The 17,492-nt window shown below is 71.3% G+C and carries 19 protein-coding genes and 1 pseudogene; 7 read left to right on the top strand and 13 right to left on the bottom strand.

What is annotated here, in order from left to right; translation table 11 throughout:
• From QK442_RS33115 to QK442_RS33085, 7 genes and pseudogenes are all read left to right on the top strand, one after another.
• Positions 1 to 300, top strand: a pseudogene (locus QK442_RS33115) (hypothetical protein); the annotation flags it as partial.
• Positions 297 to 488 carry a hypothetical protein gene (locus QK442_RS33110; protein WP_282697816.1) on the top strand — a complete coding sequence of 64 codons (192 nt, stop codon included), beginning with the start codon at positions 297 to 299 and terminating at the stop codon, positions 486 to 488. The pseudogene QK442_RS33115 and the gene QK442_RS33110, both read left to right, overlap by 4 nt.
• Positions 489 to 600: 112 nt before the next feature.
• Positions 601 to 1,218 carry a hypothetical protein gene (locus QK442_RS33105; RefSeq protein WP_282697815.1) on the top strand — a complete coding sequence of 206 codons (618 nt, stop codon included), beginning with the start codon at positions 601 to 603 and terminating at the stop codon, positions 1,216 to 1,218.
• Positions 1,215 to 2,927 carry a mobilization protein gene (locus QK442_RS33100; protein WP_282697814.1) on the top strand — a complete coding sequence of 571 codons (1,713 nt, stop codon included), beginning with the start codon at positions 1,215 to 1,217 and terminating at the stop codon, positions 2,925 to 2,927. Before QK442_RS33105 ends, QK442_RS33100 begins: the two co-directional genes overlap by 4 nt.
• Before the next feature lie 199 nt (positions 2,928 to 3,126).
• Entirely contained in the window at positions 3,127 to 3,492 is a 366-nt protein-coding gene (locus QK442_RS33095) for a hypothetical protein (RefSeq protein WP_282697813.1), read from the top strand.
• Between the two features lie 88 nt (positions 3,493 to 3,580).
• Entirely contained in the window at positions 3,581 to 4,270 is a 690-nt protein-coding gene (locus QK442_RS33090; RefSeq protein ID WP_282697812.1) for a hypothetical protein, read from the top strand.
• 243 nt (positions 4,271 to 4,513) lie between these two features.
• Complete coding sequence (locus QK442_RS33085) at positions 4,514 to 4,861, top strand: hypothetical protein (RefSeq protein WP_282697811.1); 348 nt, start codon at positions 4,514 to 4,516, stop codon at positions 4,859 to 4,861.
• A 40-nt stretch (positions 4,862 to 4,901) separates the two neighbouring features.
• On the opposite strand, the gene QK442_RS33080 is transcribed toward QK442_RS33085, so the two are convergent.
• The 13 genes from QK442_RS33080 to QK442_RS33020 form a co-directional block, all read right to left on the bottom strand.
• Entirely contained in the window at positions 4,902 to 5,579 is a 678-nt protein-coding gene (locus QK442_RS33080; RefSeq protein WP_282697810.1) for a DUF317 domain-containing protein, read from the bottom strand.
• 41 nt (positions 5,580 to 5,620) lie between these two features.
• A complete protein-coding gene (locus QK442_RS33075) occupies positions 5,621 to 5,929 on the bottom strand; it encodes a hypothetical protein (RefSeq protein WP_282697809.1) in 309 nt (102 codons plus the stop codon).
• Between the two features lie 12 nt (positions 5,930 to 5,941).
• Positions 5,942 to 6,328 (bottom strand): DUF317 domain-containing protein, encoded by a 387-nt coding sequence (locus QK442_RS33070; protein WP_282697808.1) that lies wholly within the window; start codon positions 6,326 to 6,328, stop codon positions 5,942 to 5,944.
• A 164-nt stretch (positions 6,329 to 6,492) separates the two neighbouring features.
• Positions 6,493 to 7,545, bottom strand: a complete 1,053-nt coding sequence (locus QK442_RS33065; RefSeq protein ID WP_282697807.1) for a hypothetical protein — start codon at positions 7,543 to 7,545, stop codon at positions 6,493 to 6,495.
• Between the two features lie 136 nt (positions 7,546 to 7,681).
• Positions 7,682 to 9,463: an IS481 family transposase gene (locus QK442_RS33060; RefSeq protein ID WP_282697821.1), complete on the bottom strand. Its 1,782-nt coding sequence runs from the start codon at positions 9,461 to 9,463 to the stop codon at positions 7,682 to 7,684.
• 397 nt (positions 9,464 to 9,860) lie between these two features.
• A complete protein-coding gene (locus QK442_RS33055; protein WP_282697806.1) occupies positions 9,861 to 10,898 on the bottom strand; it encodes a SpaA isopeptide-forming pilin-related protein in 1,038 nt (345 codons plus the stop codon).
• 57 nt (positions 10,899 to 10,955) lie between these two features.
• Complete coding sequence (locus tag QK442_RS33050; protein WP_282697805.1) at positions 10,956 to 11,798, bottom strand: hypothetical protein; 843 nt, start codon at positions 11,796 to 11,798, stop codon at positions 10,956 to 10,958.
• Positions 11,799 to 11,828: 30 nt separating this feature from the next.
• Entirely contained in the window at positions 11,829 to 12,314 is a 486-nt protein-coding gene (locus QK442_RS33045) for a hypothetical protein (RefSeq protein ID WP_282697804.1), read from the bottom strand.
• Between the two features lie 186 nt (positions 12,315 to 12,500).
• Positions 12,501 to 13,352 carry a DUF317 domain-containing protein gene (locus QK442_RS33040; RefSeq protein WP_282697803.1) on the bottom strand — a complete coding sequence of 284 codons (852 nt, stop codon included), beginning with the start codon at positions 13,350 to 13,352 and terminating at the stop codon, positions 12,501 to 12,503.
• Entirely contained in the window at positions 13,349 to 14,854 is a 1,506-nt protein-coding gene (locus tag QK442_RS33035) for an ATP-grasp domain-containing protein (protein ID WP_282697802.1), read from the bottom strand. The genes QK442_RS33040 and QK442_RS33035 overlap by 4 nt, the downstream gene beginning before the upstream one ends.
• Entirely contained in the window at positions 14,851 to 16,137 is a 1,287-nt protein-coding gene (locus tag QK442_RS33030; RefSeq protein WP_282697801.1) for an MFS transporter, read from the bottom strand. Before QK442_RS33030 ends, QK442_RS33035 begins: the two co-directional genes overlap by 4 nt.
• Positions 16,138 to 16,214: 77 nt before the next feature.
• Positions 16,215 to 16,637: a hypothetical protein gene (locus tag QK442_RS33025; RefSeq protein ID WP_282697800.1), complete on the bottom strand. Its 423-nt coding sequence runs from the start codon at positions 16,635 to 16,637 to the stop codon at positions 16,215 to 16,217.
• A complete protein-coding gene (locus QK442_RS33020) occupies positions 16,634 to 17,470 on the bottom strand; it encodes a helix-turn-helix domain-containing protein (RefSeq protein ID WP_282697799.1) in 837 nt (278 codons plus the stop codon). Before QK442_RS33020 ends, QK442_RS33025 begins: the two co-directional genes overlap by 4 nt.
• Between the last annotated feature and the right edge of the window lie 22 nt (positions 17,471 to 17,492).

Here is a 17,492-nt window from a genome sequence, read left to right as displayed (position 1 = left end):
AACGACGGGGACCAGGAACCCGAAGGGGACCGTCCCGACAACGACGGGGACCAGGAACCGCCCGTGAGTCCGAAGGGCCGCCGGGCACGTGTCCCGCGGCTGACCGAGGACGAGATCGTCGAGCTGGTCCGCCCCCACATCCCCAAGCTGCTGGAGCGGGACGGCAACGAGACCGTCACCCGCGTCCAGCTCAGGGGGATCATGCGCGAACACAAGATCCCCATCCGAAACGACCGGTTGACCCCGGTCCTGGCCCGCCTGCGTACGCCGCAGGCCGCGACCGCGAGGAGCGCTCGATGAAGACCTGTCCGAAGTTCGACCGACTCCGGGCCAAGTACCTGCAGGAGACCGCCTACCTGCTCAACCACGCCGCCCGGCACCAGGGCTCGCACACCGCACGAGCCAGCACCGACCTGGCCAGGAGCAGCAAGCAGCGCATGGCCCGGGGTCTGTCCGGGCACGTCGCGCGCTGCCTCGAATGCGGATAGCCCCAAGAGGGGGGGCCCGGCAGACTGCCGGGCCTCCCCGTTCCGCCCAAGCCGCTCCGGTATCGAGACCGGGGCGGCCCCGTTCTTTCCCGACTCGAAGGATCCGAACACCGTGACGAACCCGCACCACATCCCGGTCCCCGCCGACAGCGAGCAGGCATCCAACTCGGTCTGGCGGGGAGCAAGTTGGGGCGGAAGCGTAGCTTCCGCCGAGCCCGCCCCCGAGGGGACGGGAGAGGACCTGCACCAGGGGGCGCAGGTCCGGGAGGCTTCGACTGGGGGCGGATCGAAGCCGGGGGAAGAGCAGAAGCCGACACCGCGCCGTCGCGAGCGCCGTGCGCGCCAGCGTCCGCGTCAGCCGCCCGCGAAGAAGCGTCTGCGCCAGCCCAACACCCGTTTCAACGAAGACGAGTACGCGCTGATCGTCTCCGCCGCCGCTGCCTGCAACCTGTCCGTCGCCGGCTTCCTCGCCCGTGCCGCGCTCGCCGCAGCCCGCGATCTCGAGCGTACGAGCGCCGAGATCGCCGACGACCGTGAAGTGATCACCGCCCTGTTCGACAGCCGGCGCAAGCTCGGCTGGGCCGGCAGCAACCTCAACCAGGCCGTGAAGGCTCTCAACTCCGGCGCGGACGCACCTCAGCTCCAGACGACCCTCGCGGCCGTACGACGCGCCGCTGAAGCCGTCCATGATGCCGCGACCGCGGTTCTCGAACGGCAGCAGGCGGCATGATCCCGAGCGTCAACGACCCCGGGGACCGGACCATCGGCCTGCTCGCCTACCTCTACGGCCCCGGCAAGCGCGAGGAGCACGTCGACCCGCACCTCGTCGCCTCGTTCGACGGCATGGCCCCCGACCCCGGCCGCGATCCGAACGCGACGTTGAAGGACCTCCAGCAGCTCCTGGACCAGCCCGTCCAGGCGCTGCCCAAGCACGCCCGGCCGGCCCAGCACGTCTGGCATACCTCGGTCCGCACCGCGCCCGGCGACCGGGTCCTGTCCGACGAGGAGTGGGCCGAGGTGGCCCGCCGGATCGTCGCCGCCACCGGGATCGACCCGGGCGACGGGCAGCCTGGCTGCCGCTGGGCCGCCGTACGGCACGCGGACGACCATATCCACATCGTCGCCACCCTCGGGTGCGAGGACGGCAGCAGCCCGGACGACTTCCGCTCCGGCACGCGCGCGCAGGCCGAGGCCAGGCTCATCGAGAAGGAGTTCGGCCTGCACCGGGTCGCGCCCGGCGACGGCACCGCCGCCCAGCGACCCACCAGCGCCGAGCGGCACAAGGCCGAGCGCCAAGGCCGCGAGCGCACCGCCCGCGAGGAACTGCGCGAGACCGTACGGCGGGCCGTGGCCGGCGCCCAGGGCGAGGAGGAGTTCTTCGACCAGCTGGCCGCCGCCGGTCTCCTGGTCAAGAAGCGCATCGCTCCGTCCGGCGACCTGCTCGGCTACAAGGTCGCGCTGCCCGACGACCGCAACGCCGAGGGCGAGCCCGTCTACTACCCCGGCGCCCGCCTCGCCCCCGACCTGTCCCTGCCCCGCATCCGCGAACGCTGGTCCGCAGACCCCCCACACCGAGACGACATCGCGGCCGAGGCGCCGAGGCCCGCCGGGCCGGGAACGCCGGCCGCCGCGCGCCGGCGGACAGCGACGGCGGCCTGGCAGGCCGTTCTGGTCATCGAGCAGGGCGACGACGCGGTCGCCGCCGCGCACATCGCCGCCGCCGGCGAGGTCCTCGACGCGCTCGCCAAGACCTCCGCCGCCCACACCCGGCGGGAACTGCGCGAGGCTGCCTGGGCGTTCGAGCGGGCCTCCCGCTCCCACGTCCGCGCCGTACGCGGGCACGACCGTGCCCTGCGCCAGGCCGCCCGCGACCTCGTCCACGGCGGGCCGGCCCTCGGCCGCGGAGAGGACGGCGCCACCACAGCCATGGCAATCGACATGCTGTTCTTCCTGATCACCGCCGCCGCGCACTGGCACGCCAGGAAGAACCACGCCCAGCAGGCCGAGGCCGCCCACCGGGCCGCCGAGCACCTCCGTACCGCCTACCGCGCCGCCGCCAAACACCCGCTCGCCGCCCTCCACCAGCGCGGCCGGCACCTAGCCCGCCCCCTGCTGCAGCGGCACAGCGCCGTCGTACGCAGGGCGATCCCCCATCTCGCCGAGCAGGTCCTGGCCGAATCAGGCTGGCACGCCCTGGCGGCCACCCTCGCCGACGCCGAGGCCGCCGGCCACGACCCGGCCGCCCTCCTCACCGACGCCGCCGGCCGGCGCGAACTCGACACCGCCGAGCAGGTCAGCGACGTGCTCGTGTGGCGACTGCGGCGGGCCGCGGATCTTCCCGCCGACGCAACCGGGATGAGCCCCGTCAGGCGAGCGTCCTCCGGAACAGCGCGCACAGCGTCCAGGGAGCAGACCACTGCTCGGCGCCCGAACCGATAGGGCCCTGCTCTGACAGCCGCGCTGGTCCGCCTGCCGACCTACCCGCATCAGGACGGGCAGGTCCGCGCGGCTGTCAGGGGCTCATCCGGGGGGGAGCACAGTCGGTGGAGGTGACATTGACATATCTCAGAGTTGAAGCGGAGGGGCGCCTCCGGGCACGATCCTGTCTGCTCGTGACAGACCGGCAAGAGGGGGAACTGTGTTCGGACGCAGGCGTACGGCCCGGCAGTACCGCGAGGCGTGGCAGTCGGTAGAAGAGCTGAGCGCGACACACGTCGAGCCCCCGCTCGCGGCTCCTGCTCAGGCCCGCGAGCAAGTGGCGGGGCTGATGATGCTGCACCCGCAGCCGCTCGTGATCGATGGACAGGTACGGACGTGTGACGGGTGCGGCGCCTACCGCGACTGGATCGTGATCAGCATCCACTGCGCGGTATGGCTGCGCTGTCCTGCCGGGCACGAGCAGCCCGAGCCCCGCCTCGACACTGCCTGGTACGACCAGCACAGCGGCCCGATCACGCACCAGTACGACTCCTACGAGGACGGCCTGCGGCACCTCGGCCACTGACCCACCCCCTGCCTCTACCTGTATCGCCGGAGGAGAACCCGTCCCGGGTCCGGCCCAGTCAGCCCTCCCGACCCTCGAAGGGATCCCCGTGCGCCGTCGCGCCTCCACCACGCTGTCCGCCGCCCTCCTCGCCACGCTCACCCTCTCCAGCTGCGCCGGCAGCAACACCGCCGCAGGAGACCCCGGCTCCTCGCCCACCGCCCCGGGGAAGCCGGCCCCGGTCGCGAAGCCCTCCGTGCCGCTCACCTCGGCGGCCCTGGCCGGGCGCCTGCTGGACGAGACCGACCTCGGCCAGGGCTACACCCGCAAGCCCGAGACCGACAGCAGCCGGGACGACGTCACCGTGATCGGCTGCCCCGCCCTGGAGAACCTCGGCGGCGACGCAGCGGCCGGCGGGAACCTGGACTTCCCCAACAGCGCCAAGGCCACCTTCGCCTACACCCGCGGTACGGACTCGGAGGTGGCAGAGGAGCTGTACAGCGACACCGAGGACAAGCTCGGCCCCGGCACGAAGACCGTCTTCAAGGCCATGACCAGCTGCCCGATCTATCAGGTCGTCGTGGGCGACGCCCCCATCGCCGTCGCCACGCAGAAGCTGCCGGCGCCCGCCCTGGGCGACGAGGCATGGAGCCAGCTGCTCACCTTCACCGCCGGCGGACGCGACACCGTGATGAAGCAGACCGCCGTCCGCGCCGGTTCCGTGCTCGTCGTCGTCTCCGGCTCGCCGGCCCTCGTCGACACGCACCTGACCCGCGCGGTCGACAAAGCCCGCGGCTGACACCGGCTCCCGGACATAGGAAAGCGGCCCCTGGCTCTCGGAGCCAGGGGCCGCCCTCATTCGCCACCCGCGACCGGTACGGAGGCGCGTCCCGCCGCAGGAGCAGTCCGCGCCCCGACGTCCCCTGCCGACGTACTACGACGTGCGGGATTTTGCGCTCATGGCGACCGGCTTCGGACGCAAGAGATGCCCGGACCAAGCAGACCCCGCATGCCCCGGCCGAGCATTGGAAAGAGATCGTCCATGCCCATCATCGGCCCCGGCCCCAACGATCCCGAGAACGACAACTGGGACCCCTCCTGGGAAAACCAGGACACGCCGTTCCGGCGCTGGCTGTACGAAAAGCTCACCGCAGCCAGATGTGAGCACGCGGCCGACGCTGCTCACACCTACGCACCCGCCAACCGGTACAACGGTCTCGACGACACCGAAACGGGCCTCCTCGCCGTCCTCGCCGACGTCGACTTCGACACCGTGCGGGCTGCGCACAAAGCCGACCTCGACGATTGGGCACGTGAACAGCAGCTTCGAGACCACCCCGACCTGGTCGTTCTCGACGCAGACCTAGACCGCATCCGGCGCCGCTCCTGATCTGAGAACAACGGGACAACCGCGCCGCGCCGGCTGATCGTCATAGTGCCGGCGTGACGACGAGGCGGCCGTCGGCGTTCTCTGGCGGGTTGCGGCGCAGGACCGGGACGGGCGAGGCGAGGGAAGCTGCGAAGGCGGCGACGAGGTCGTGGGGGACGCTGGCGCTGAAGGCCGCGGTCCACTGGCAGGGCTCGCCGATCACCGGCTCGGCCCACGCCTGCCAACCGCACAGGCCCGGGCGCGGGTCGCCGTCGCGGACCCGCTCGGGCAGTTCCCCCCAGGCGAAGCCAGCGGACATGCCCGGGTCCCACACACGGCTGCCGGGGGTGTCGATGTCACGGGCCCACCCGAGCGCGCACAGGGCGTCGAGGACGGCATCGCGTCCGCCGTAGTTGACGGCCGGGTCAGTGCGCGCCTCGACGGCGAGGAGGAAGTCGCCGATCGCCTCGGGTGGCGTGCCGGTGGTGAAGTAGGCGTTCCACTCCATCACGGCGCTGCCCGGATGGGTGCGGGCGGAGATGTGCCAGGCGACCGGGAGTTCCCCGAGGAGGAAGTCGTGGGAGCCGCGGACCCACTCGGCGCCGGCGAGGCCCCGGGGGCTGAGGTGCAGCAGTGTGCTGCGTGCCGTCGTCCAGCTCGTCCAGCCGACCTCCGCAAGCACGAGGGAGACGCGGTCAGCGAGTTCGTCGTCGTCGCCGGCCAGGTGGCGCGGGTGCACCCAGTACGCGGGGCGGGGAGGGTAGAGGGGATGGTGCGGGTTCAGGGGCGCCTCCAGGTGAGATCGGTGTGCTGCTGCTTCCCCGCAACGGCGGAACGTCGGCGGCGCGGGGCCTCGGTCGGCTCATGCCAGCCCGCGCCGACGGTCACGGCCGGCGGGACAGGACCGAGCTGCTGGCCGCTCTCCACGACGTAGAGCACGGCGTTGCCGAGCGCGTCGGTCGTGGCAAGGACACCAGCGATGGTGTGCTCCAGCGGAAAGAACGGGTTGACGGCAAGGCGTACGGGGGTGTCGGGGTCGACTGCGGACAGCCGGTCGATGAGGTCGCGGGCGGTGAGAGTGGAGGACAACAGCAGCTCCTGTCAGGTGGGGAAGGGGGATCCGGGATGCGGGCGGGAGGCGGGCGCGGACGTGGTCAGCACGCTGCTGACGGCCGCGACGACGACGGCCGCAGGGGTCTCCCTGTGGAAGGAGACGCAGTAGCCGGGCACATCTGCGGTACCGGTGACCGCGAGTTTCCAGCCCTCTGCGTCGGTGCCGGGCCGACCGTCGGCGAACCAGCCGAGGTAGAACCGACCATCCCGCGAGTTGATGTGTACGTCGGCCCGGTCGTCGATGACGACCTTGAAGTCGGCGTCGGTGAACAGGTTGATGACGTCCATCGGCTGTCCCCGACCAAGCAGCCATGTCCGCAGCCGCAGGTCTGCGACGGTGGTGGAGAAGCCTGGTCTCGCAGCATCGACGGTCATGGGCAATCACCTCTCTGACCTGGTGCTTTCGGGAAGGGGTCCACGGTGACATCCCTTGCCGCCTGTCCACCAGTCCTTCCGCGTTTCTTCCTGTCTGCCTCCGGCGAACTGGAGAGTTCCACTCTGATGTGGGCTCTCAGAGGAAGATCGGACTTAACGTCCACTTAGGACAGTTCCAACAGCTCTGCGCTGATCCGTTCCCATTCCGGCCGGGGACCGTCGATCGGTCGTACGGCTGTAAGCAGCCGACCGTCGAGGTACGTGTCGAGCCGGTCTCCCGTCGGACTGGCCAGTCGCTCGAGCTGGGCACGACGGTCCAGTTCTACGCGCTCGCCCAGGACTCCGAGCAGTACCTCGTGCCGGGCCTCGCCCAGGAGGTCACCGCGGATCCATCGTCCTCGGACGGGTACGCCGGCGAGCATGCCAAGGGTGTCCTCCTCGCGGCTGAAGGCCCGGTCCATCGCCTCCTCGGCCGCCGGCCCCACCCGGTTGATCGCCCTGGTGGCAGCGCCCTCACCGCTGAACGCTGGGAGCGGAAGGTCGACCACGAGGTCCCCGTCGGGCTCCGGGCTTTCCGCGCTGCGGCGATCGGGCCGGGGGACGAGGAACTGCCAGGGCTTCGCGTCGTCTCCCGGTACGTCGATCCATCCGGTTTTGAGGCCCGTCAGCGCGGCCGAGCCATCGGGCAGGAAGATGTCGACGTAGACGCCACCCGCGCCGAGCCAGACCCAGCTCATGAAGTAGGAGTGATCGCCGTGGGCGACGGACCATCGAGCAAGCTTCTCCAAACGGTCCCTCTGGTCCGTGGTGCCCTTACCCGGCGGGAACATCTGCGGGCCGTCCCGTCGCCGCCCCCGTGCCGCTCCGGCGACCGGCCCCGCGGCCAGGTCGTACAGGAGGTCCGGCCGCACACCGGTCTTCGCGTAGACGCCGCGGAGCTTTCCCGGCAGCACGTCAAAGCTGCTCAGGCCGCTGGTCCCGGGCTTCCAGTCAAACAGGGCCTGGCTGGCTGCGCTCATCACGCCGAGCCCGGTGCACTCGCTGACGAAGCGCTTGATGTGGAGGGCACTGGAGTCGAGAGCGGTGCACTCGACTCCGAGCGGTCCCTTGCCCGCATCGCCGAGGATGTAGCTGAGCAGCAGACGGATCTCGTGATCGCGCACACGCTGGTCGACCGTCTTGCGAAGATCGCAGGCAAGGGCGTTGACGTTGACCATCGCGGCCAGGGAGATCGGAAGCGGGCCCTGCCCGATCTCGACAGCCTGGACTGACGGTGTGAGGTCCCGCGAGATCTTGGACAGTCTGGTTCCAGGAGATACTGGACGTCATCAGGAGATGTTGGACAATCGGCGGTCAGTCCCGGGTGCGAGCGGTGGCCCTGAACTGGGTGACCGGCTTGTCGCTGGTCCGGGCGTGTGTCGTCAGCTCGACGTCACCGTCGAGGACGCGGAAGACGGTGTCCTCGATCAGGATGACCACGGTCTTCCCAGCGTGGCTGCGACCGACCCGCAGCCGTTGGCCGGCCACCATCACCACGCCGTCGACAGGTACTCGCCGGTGGGCTCGCAGAGCCTGAGCTGAAGGTGGGATGACGGCGGTGCGAGGAGCTCGAGCGCCGCTGATCTGGGCCCGTCGCTCGACGGGGACTGGTGCGGGCAGGGTCTTGACGACTTTGCCGTCGGCGATGACGTGCATCAGCTGGCCGTCGAGACGAAGGGTGACCTGCTGGCCGGCGAGGTGGGAGGCGAGCTTGACCCTTTCGCCGCTGAGGCCGACGTCACCGTCCCGGCCGACGATCCGGTCGACCTCGACCACTGCGAGGGGCGGTGCTGTCGCACCGGTTGCCAGAGCGGAGGCAGCGGGTTCGGGTCCGGCGATCCGCCCGCCGCGTTTCACGAGGGCCTTCAAGTCTGTCGGGGTGAACTGGGAAGGGCGGGTCCGCAGGAGTTCGCCGTCGAGGAAGACGTGAATGCTGCGGTTGTCGGCCCAGAGGGTCACCGTTCGTCCGCCGAGGGCGGCGGGGAACTTCATCTGCTGGCCGCCGGGCAGGCACAGCCGTCCGATCGGCGACATGAGGGCCTCGAACTCAACGGCCCTGATCTGCGACTCATCGACCGGGAGCCGCGGCGAGGGCAGTAGTGCGGGCAGCCGCGGCGCCATGAGCTCGTCGACCACCGTCGTCGCCGGCTGGTCCGGGACGGGCAGGCAGACCTGGTGCTCCTGCTGCGGCTTCTCCACCGGTGTCGGGCGGAAGACGCTGGCCGGGGTGGCCATGGCCAGCGACTGGTGGGGACGGGTGTGGTTGTAGGCGTGGACCCAGGCGTCGATCGCGGCCTGGGCGGTGCCCTGGTCGGCGAACTGGCCGACATGGTCGAGCAGCTCGCGCCGAAGTGTCTTGTGGAATCGTTCGATTTTCCCGGTCGTGGTCGGCGAGCGGGGTTTGGTCAGCCGGGCGGTGATGCCGTTCTCCCTGCAGACGCGTTCGAACAGCACCTCCGCCGGCGCCGGTTTGGTGAAGCGGCCGGTGAACTGCTTTCCGTTGTCGGTCAGGACTTCCGAGGGCACCCCGTATGCGGTCATGGCCTCGGCGAAGGCGGTGCAGACGGCCCGTCCGGACGGCTCGGCGACCACCTTGGCGATCACGATGAACCTGGAGTGGTCGTCGATTCCGGTGACGAGCTTGCACTCCCGGCCGCTGGCCAGGAACACCCCGCCCATGAGGTCGAGCTGCCACAACTGCATCGGAGCGTCCCGCTGCCAGCGCCGATAGACGCGGCGGTGGTTCTGCTCCTGCTGGTTGACCAGCCCATGCCGGGTCAGGATCCGGTGAACGGTCGAGCGGCCGGGCGCCGGCACCAGTCCGCGCTGGCCGAGCTCGTGGGCGATGCGACGGGCACCCCACCGTGGATACGAGCGGCGCAGTTCGCAGACCAGGGCCTCGACCTCGGCGGCCACCTGGTGCGGTGAGGTATGGGGTCGTCGGGACTTGTCCACCAGAGCGTCCAGCCCTCCGGCGTGATACCGGTCCACCCAGGAGTACACGGACTGACGCGAGGCGCCGGCCTGGCGGGCCACCTGCGCGACCGGTGCCCCGTCGAGCACCTGGAGCACCGCGCGGTACCGGTGCTCTGCCATCCAGCGCCGGTCGTCCACCGGGTCTTGCTCGCGCTCGTCAGCCACACCGGATTCAACGAGCAGCAGCCGTCCAGGATGTGCCGGGACCGTCAAGCATCAACCGTGACGGATCTGTCCAACAACTCGTGGGACTGCACACCGTCAGTGGGCCGACGCGAACGGCCTCAGCAGGGAGCAGGGTCTGCTCCTCGCGTGGGTGGTCGGCGCGCTCGCCTCGGTGGCCGTCATGCGCGTCTGACGCTGTAGCGGAGCTGATCGGGACGGCCTCCGCAGACGTGCCGAAGGCCCCGGGAACCATGGGGTGGTTCCCGGGGCCTTCGGGCTGGGTTGAGGGTGGGCTGATGGGAGACCTACCGGTACCGGGTCTCGTGCCTCAGCGTCTGGCCGTCCCCTCGGGTCAGCTGGCGGTCGTGCTCTCCGCCTCGTCCTCCGCCTTCTTCCGTCGTGCCGCGATCAGCGCCCCGCCGCCGGCCACGATCAGCAGGCCGCCGGCCGCGAGGAGCCAGGTGTTGGAGTCCGCCCCGGTCTGCGCGAGCGAGCCCTTGGTGGGCGGGGTGCTCGGCGTGTCCGTCGGGGGTGCCGGTGCGGTGGAGGTGGACTGGCTCGGGGCCGGCGGGTTCTGGGTGCTCGGCGGAGTCGTCGCAGGAGTGGTGGGCGGAATGCTCGGGGTGACCGGAGGCGTGACCGGAGGCGTGGTCGGCGGCGGGGTCGTCGGCGTGACCGGAGGCGTCGTCGGCGGCGTGGTCGGCGGGGTCGTGGGAGGCGGGGTGGTGTCCTTCTTGGTGTTGGTAAAGGTGGCGGTGGTCTTCGCGGCAGGCTTCGCGGTGATCTTGACCGGGGTGGTGTCGAGCTCGTAGCCGGCGGGGGCCTTGGTCTCGATGCCGGTGTAGGCGGTGCCGTTGCGGGAAGAGACGGGGAGCTTGGTGGTGGCGGTGCCGTCCGTGCCGGTGGTCAGCGTGATCACCTTGCCCGTACCAGTGGTGGGGGTGATGTTGATGACGGCGCCGGCCAGGGGCTTGCCGGTCTTCTTGTCCGTCTTCTTCACCAGCAGCTCGGCGGGCTTGAAGGTGTCGATGATCGTGAGCTTCGCGGTGTGCTCAGGGGTGACGATGACGTCCTGGTCGGGAGCCACCTCGTGGAGGGGGCTGCCGGAATCGGTCTCCTTGAGACGGTAGGTGCCGGGGTGGACGTTCTCGAAGCGCAGGATGCCGTCGGCGTTCGTCTTGCCGGTCAGGGCCTTCGTGCCGTTGAGGGTGTCGAGGAGCGCGAACGCTGCTCCGGCGAGCAGGACGCCGTCCGGGTCCTTCTTGGTGATCTCGACGGCACCGGGCGGGATGTCAGGGGCCGAGGCGAAGGCGGTCGGGGTCCAGATCAGGGAGCCGGTGGCCAGGGTGGTCGCGGCGATCGTGGCCGCGGTACGGCGGGAAGCGCGCATGAAGAAGGGGTTCTCCTGGTTGATGGTGTGGTGTTGAAGCCGCCGCGTGGGCGGAAGTCAGTGGGCGCGGGCGGTGGACCGGACGGATGCAGCCGCCGGGAGGGCCGGGGACGGGCTCGGACGTCGGGCTGCGGGAATGGTGCCGCCGTGCCGCCAGGCGGCTGCTTGGACGAGGGAGCGCTGTTCGTCCAGCGGCATGCCGGAGATCCGGTCGAGGGCTGGGGCGGTGTCGGGGCCGAGTCGGCGTCCGGTCAGCTGGGTGACGGCGGCGGCTTCGGCGAGCATCCCCTGGTCGAGGGGCAGCCCGAGGATATCCATGACGTAGAAGCGGGCGTTGTGGAGGGACTCGGAGACGGTCATGCCGTCGTAAGTGCTGGCCTCAGCGAGGTCGAGCACGGCCTGCGTCGCCTCATGGATCCGGACGAGCGTTGCCGGGTCGCTCGCCCAGAACTCCTCATGCCAGCGGACCGCCCAGAGCGCGGGTTCCGCCTGCGTACGCGGGGTGAGCAGAGCAGGGCACCAGATCCGCGCGAGGGCTTCGACCGCCTGGCGCAGGCCGGAGAGTTCCGCACCTGCCCAGGGCCGGCCGTCCTTGTGCCAGTCACGGATGACGCCGTAGCCGTCGGAGCCGGGATGTTTATCGCGGGCGGTGTCACGCTGGGTGAAGGTGCCGTGATCGGCGAAGGAGAGATGCTGCGTTTCCAGGGCGCCGCGCTCGGCGTGGGTAAGGGTGAGGCGGAGGCCGCCGTACTCCCCTGCCCTGATCGTCCGGGCGAACTCGATCCGCAGCCGCAGCGGCGAGTCCCCCGCCGGGGTGGCGTAGTAGGTATCCCCGACGACGGTGCCGGAGGTGAAGGGGAGAGCGAGTTCGTCGAAGAACTCCTTGACGTGCAGCGGCACGGGAACTCCAGATGGGGCAGGGGGCTGTGGTCACCGCTTGTGTCCAGGTCCGGGCTCGGGTGGAGGCGGGGCAGGACGGGCTGGGGCGTTTCGGCGTGGCAGCAGGACGGTTGAGGTGTAGCGGCGAGCAGCCGTCCGCAGGATCTGCTGCTGCATCCCCGCGGGCATGTCTCCGATGCTGCGGAGGGCCTGCCTGGTGGCGGGGCTGACGTACGAGTCAACGGGCAGATCCACGGATCGGAGTATCCGGTTGACGGCTTCGGCTTCGACGATCGGGCCGTACACCGCGGGCACGCCGAGCAGGTCGGGTGCAAAGGCGTGAGCGCCGGCCAGCGCCTCAAACAGAGGGAAGCCGTCGTCGATCATGTTGTCCGCCAGCTCGAGCCATATCAGCGTCGCGTTGTGCAGCCGGAGGGCGAAGTCGTCATCGGCGAGCCAGAAGCCTTGCGGGCCGACAGGATGCGGGGCTGTGTCGGGTGAGGTGGTGTGGGCCTCTCCCTCGCTCGCTTGGGGCACATAGCCTCCCTAAAACGGCAGCGGGCGGTCGATATCTGTCATTTACGGGCGTGTTCGGTCCCGCTGCGGCGGTTGTGCGTGACATGCGGGGAGGTGCGGTCCGCACAGGTCGACGCCGCTCTCCAGCAGGCAAGGCGGACGGGTTCCGACGAAGCCCTTCGCGTGCGGTGGGACCGGAACGCCCGGTCAGCGGCGTACCGCACGTGCCGGTGTCGGAGCTGCGGCAGCTGGGACAGGGGTGGAGGTGTTCCACCGGGGCACGCTGCGTGTGGTGAGCATCGGCGGCCGGCGCAGGGTTCGCTGGACGTCGAGCGGGGTGGGGGTCGGAGGCTTCGGTGGGGTGACGGGGGTGAGGTGGGCCAGGGCCGCGAGTCGTGGGGAGAGGTGCTCGCGGTAGCGCAGGACCGGGGCCGGGTCGGTGAAGGCCGCCGCGGTGGCGGCGATCAGGTGGGCCGGGGTGCTGGAGGTGAACCGGGCCTCAGCGCGGGTGCCCCAGCCGGGCGGTCCGGCCCACAGCTCGACCGTCTCCTCGTCCGGGTGCTGGCTGAGGGTATCGATGGACACGCCCGCGTTGCCGTCGGGTGCCACGAACTCGATCTCCCCGTGCCGGGAAGGTTCGCGGGTCCAGCCCGCGTCGATCAGGGGCTGGATTTTGGGGCGCCAATGCCACGAGGGCGATTCGAGGAAGCGGTCGTTGCCTTCGACCCAGTCCTGTGCGAGGGCGGTGGTCAGGCCCGCGACGAGTTCGGCGGGGGTGACGTGGTTGAAGTTCGCCGCCCAGCGTGTCGGACCGGAGGCGTCCTCGCAGGCGGTAATCTTCCACAGCTCGAAGTCGTCGCCGTACCAGCCGATGCGGATGCGGCCGTCCGGCGAGCTGACCAGCAGCTGGCAGGGGCCGTCGTCGAAGTCGTGGCGGGGCCAGTGGGCGACGGGGGCGAAGCCGGCATCACCGATGCCGTTGGATCCGGCCAGGTAGCGCGGGGAGACGTACACGTCGCCTTCGGGCGGGTAGATGCGGCGGGGCAGATCGTCCGTCACGCGGCGGCTCCCGCGGCCTTGGTGGCGGGCTGGACGGTGAGGGTGATCTGCCGTGCGGTCTCGGCAAGGCGTTCTTCGACCTTGGCGGCGTCGTAGCCGGTGACGACGTAGAGGCCGGCGCGGGCGACGTCGACGTCGCCCTCCGGGGGCAGGACGATCCGGTCGCCGACGGTGCCGATCCACTGGACGAGGTCGAGCCACCGGGTGCGGTCGATAAAGCCCCGGTCGATGGAGCGGTGGGTGAGGGTGCCGGAGGTCTCCGGGTAGAGGAGGGCGATGCCGGCGGCGCGCAGGCGGGTGCGCTCCAGGCGGGGGGTAGTGCCGCAGGCGAGGTCGGCGGCGATGCGGGGCAGGTCGAGGCCGGTGGCGAGGCGGACCAGGTGGCCGATGAGGTCGCCGCCGATACGGCCGTTGATCTCGATGATCCGCGGGCCGGAGGTGGTGAGGCGCATCTCGACGTGCTGGATGCCGTGGTCGATGCCGAGCGCGCGGATCGCGGCGGCGGCGATCGGGGCGACCCGGGCGAGCAGCGGGTCGGCGGCGTCGACGGTGTGGCCGGTCTCCTCGAAGTACGGCTCGAAGCCGAGCTTCTTGCGGGTGACGGCGACGGCGTGGGTGATGCCGTGCTGGGTGACGCACTCGACGCTGATCTCCGGGCCGTCGAGGTACTCCTCGACCAGGACGTCGGTGTTCTGGCCTCCGGCCAGCGCGGCGCCGGCGGCGGCGAAGTCGAAGGCGGAGGCGAGGTCTTCGCTGTTGTCGACGCGGATGACGCCGACGCTTCCGGCCTGGCCGGCGGGCTTGAGGACGACCGGGTATCCGATGTCCTCGGCCAGGATCGTGGCCTGCAGCAGGTCGACGACGCGGCCCGAGCGCGCCGAGGGAATCCGGTGGGCGGCCAGGAGGCGGCGGGTGGCGTGCTTGTCGCGGCAGTTCTCCATCACGGACGCCGGGTTCGTGCACAGGCCGAGGTGCTCGGCGAGGCGGGCGGTGTGGACGAGCAGGGGCTCGTTCCAGGTCAGGACGCCGGCGAGGGTATGCCGGGCGGCGAGCGCCTCGCCTGCGGCGAGCAGCTGGTCGAGCTGGTGCGGGTCGGCGACTTCGTGGTCGACGACGTGCTCCGCTTCCCAGGTGAGGGTGTGCGGGGTGATGGCGACGACGTCGTAGGCGGCGGCGACCTGCTCCAGGCAGTAGCCCCGGTACACCTGGTCGCCGGGGGCGACGATCAGGACCGTGGGGCGGCCGGTGGTCTTCTGCGGGGAGGAGGCCGGAGAGAGGGTCACGGAGGGGTCCTTGTCTTGGCGGGTGGTGGTGTGGCGGGCGGCGGCGTGCAGCAGGCGGCGCATGTCGGTGGCCAGGCCGCCGGGGGCGAGGAGGTGGCCGGCGAGGCCGTTCGCCTCGGTGGCGGGCAGGGCGGTGAGCCGTTCGGCGAGGCCGCGGACGAGGGAGGAGGCGCACAGGGCCTGGTCGGCGCTGAACTGCGACAGAGGTGTGGTGGTCATTGGGGCTGGGGTGCTCCGGGCGGTGGGGCCGTGTGGGCGGTGCGGCGGGCTCGCATGGCGGGTTCGCGGCGCAGACGCCAGAACGCGGCGGTGAGACCAGCGGCCTGGAGGACGGCGCAGGCGGTCAGGACGTGGCCGATCGCGGTGGCGGGGGTAAGGGCGACGAGGATGCCGGCGAGCGGGAAGGGCAGGAGCATCACGAGGATCGTGACGGCGAGGGTGGCACCGAAGACCGGCTCGGGGATGAGGTGGGAGCGCAGGGTGCGCAGGACGACGGTCATGCCGCCTTCGCCGGCCATGAGGACGGCGATCAGGACGAGGAAGTGGGTGTAGTCGCCGGCCTGGGAGACGGCGAGCCCTGCCAGGGCGGCGACGGCCGCGCTGGCGGCCCCGGCCGGCCACAGACCGAGGCGGTCGATCGCGAAGCGACACAACGCGACAGCGAGCAGGGAGGCTGCGGCGGCTGCGGACCAGATCACGCCGACGGCGGCGCTGGACTGACCCATGTGCTGCACCACGATGACCGGGGCCGCGGCCTGCAGGAACCCGGTGGCCAGGTTGGAGACGGTAAGTCCGGTGATCAGCCAGGCGAGCGCCGGGAGGGAGATGAGCGTCCGCCAGCCCGTGCGCAGTCCGGCGAGCGCGGGGGCCGCAGGCGGAACGAGCCGGGGTTCGCGGTGCCAGGGAGCGAGCAGCGCGCCGAGCAGGGAGCAGGCGGCCATCGTGAGCAGGGTGCCGGTGACGCCGACCCCGTGCAGGAGGAATCCGGCGAGTGCGGGCCCGGCGAGGGTGGCGGTCTGGTCGATGCCGAGGAGGACGGACTGCACCCGGTGCGCGCGGTCGCCGGCGTCCTTGCTGGCGGTCGCGCCGGCGGTCTCGGCGGCGATGTACGAGAACTCGGTGACGACGCCGGTGATCGCGGCGAGCGCCATCACCGTGACGGTGGCGCCCACCCCGCCGGCCTGCGTGGGCAGGACGAAGGCGGCGGCCACGACCACCAGGGCGCGCAGGACCGAGGCGATGCGGAAGACCCGCTTGGTGCCGTGCCGGTCCACGACCTGTCCGGCGAGCGAGAACGCGGCGAGGCGGGGCACCCACTCCAGGGCGAACGCGATGCCGGTGAGGGTGGCGGACTGGGTGGTGGCGAGCACGATGAGCGGGATGCCGTAGGTGGACATCGCGAACGCGGCGGCGTCGGCCGTACGGGGAAGGTAGATCCGCCGCAGCAGGGACAGCTGGGGCAGCAGGGCGTGCCGGGGGCCGGCGATCACGAAGTCGTTCATGTGCTTTCGTCGGGAGAAGGAAGCGGCCCACCCGCCGCGCGCGGGTGAAGAAATGAAGAAGGCGGAGAGGGAGAGGGCTACGGCCCGCCGCGGCGGGGTGCGGGCAGGCGGGGTCTCGGGGGCGGCTTGGGTGCGCCGCGCAGGTCGGCGTAGCTGGTGGTGAGCGTCCGCAGGAGCTGGATGCCTTCGCCTCGGCGGGCGACGAGGGTGTCGATCTCGGTGCCGAGGGACTGCAGCAGTCCGTCGGTGGAGCCGTGCCGGTACCGGTCGCGCCCCAGGGTCACGGACTGGAGCTGGCGGATGGCCATGTCCGCCCGCTGCAGGAGTTTCTGCTGTACCTCGTCCACGTTCGCGGCCGTTTCGCGGATCAAGCTGGCGAGGGTGGCGAGGGCGGTGCCGGGCGGGTGGGAGCCGAGGGCTAGGCCGCGGGCGGCCAGGGCGTCCCGGGCGGTCTTGCTCCCGAGGGCCTCCACCGGCCCGGGCTCGGTGGTGTCGCTCATCGGCGTACGCCTCCCGTCGGCGCCGGGACCGGCCGGGCGATGGGCGGGTGGGAGAACAGGTCGCCGGACTTCCAGGCGGGGCTTGCCGAGCTGGTCGCCAGCACGGCACCGGCGGCCTTGACCGCGGAGCCGGTCTGCGTGGGCACGGGAGCCGGCCGTGGCGCGGCTGCAGGGGCGGCGGGTCGGCCGGTGGCCCAAGCGGTGAGAGCCCGGTAGGCGGGGGTCAGGGCCCGGCCGGCGGCGCTGAGCGTGAACTTGCGTTCACGGTCCCGCGTGACGAGGCCCTTCGTCACCAGGTGGTTGAGCGGATAGTAGACCGCCGTGGGGTGGGCGTCGGGCAGCACGGAGGAACCCAGGGCCGCCGCGGTGGAGGCGCCACGGTCCCGCAGCGCCCACAGGATCGCGGTGGCGTGCCGGGGAGAGATCAGCGCGAGGGCGTCCTCGATCTCCTCGGCCTTGGCCACCGGACGGGGCGTTTCCTTCCTGGTGACGGGATCGGTCACGGTGGGGCGTTCCAGGTGCTGCTGGCCCCACTCGGCGAAGGCGTCAAGAACGGGCAGCAGGCGGGTGCCCCGGTCGGTGAGCCCGTAAACGACGTGACGCCGGGTGTGCTCGGTGCGCTGGACCAGGCCGTCGGACTCGAGGAGGCGGAGCTTGGGCTGGAACTGACCGTCGTGCAGCCACGGCATGCGGGCCTTGAGGTCCATGTAGCGGGCGGGGGTGGTCAGGCTCATCAGGATCCAGGCGTTCCACCTCGGCGAGATCGTCTCCAGGACCTGGACGACCTGGTCGAGTTCACGGTGGGCGGGGCCGGGCGGGCCGGATGCAGGCATGGGTGTACTCCTGGAAGGGGGG

This window comes from Streptomyces sp. CC208A (assembly GCF_030010625.1).
Lineage (GTDB): Bacteria > Actinomycetota > Actinomycetes > Streptomycetales > Streptomycetaceae > Streptomyces.
The sequence above is the reverse complement of the archived record's forward strand: the minus strand, read 5'-3'. Positions and strand labels throughout refer to the sequence as shown.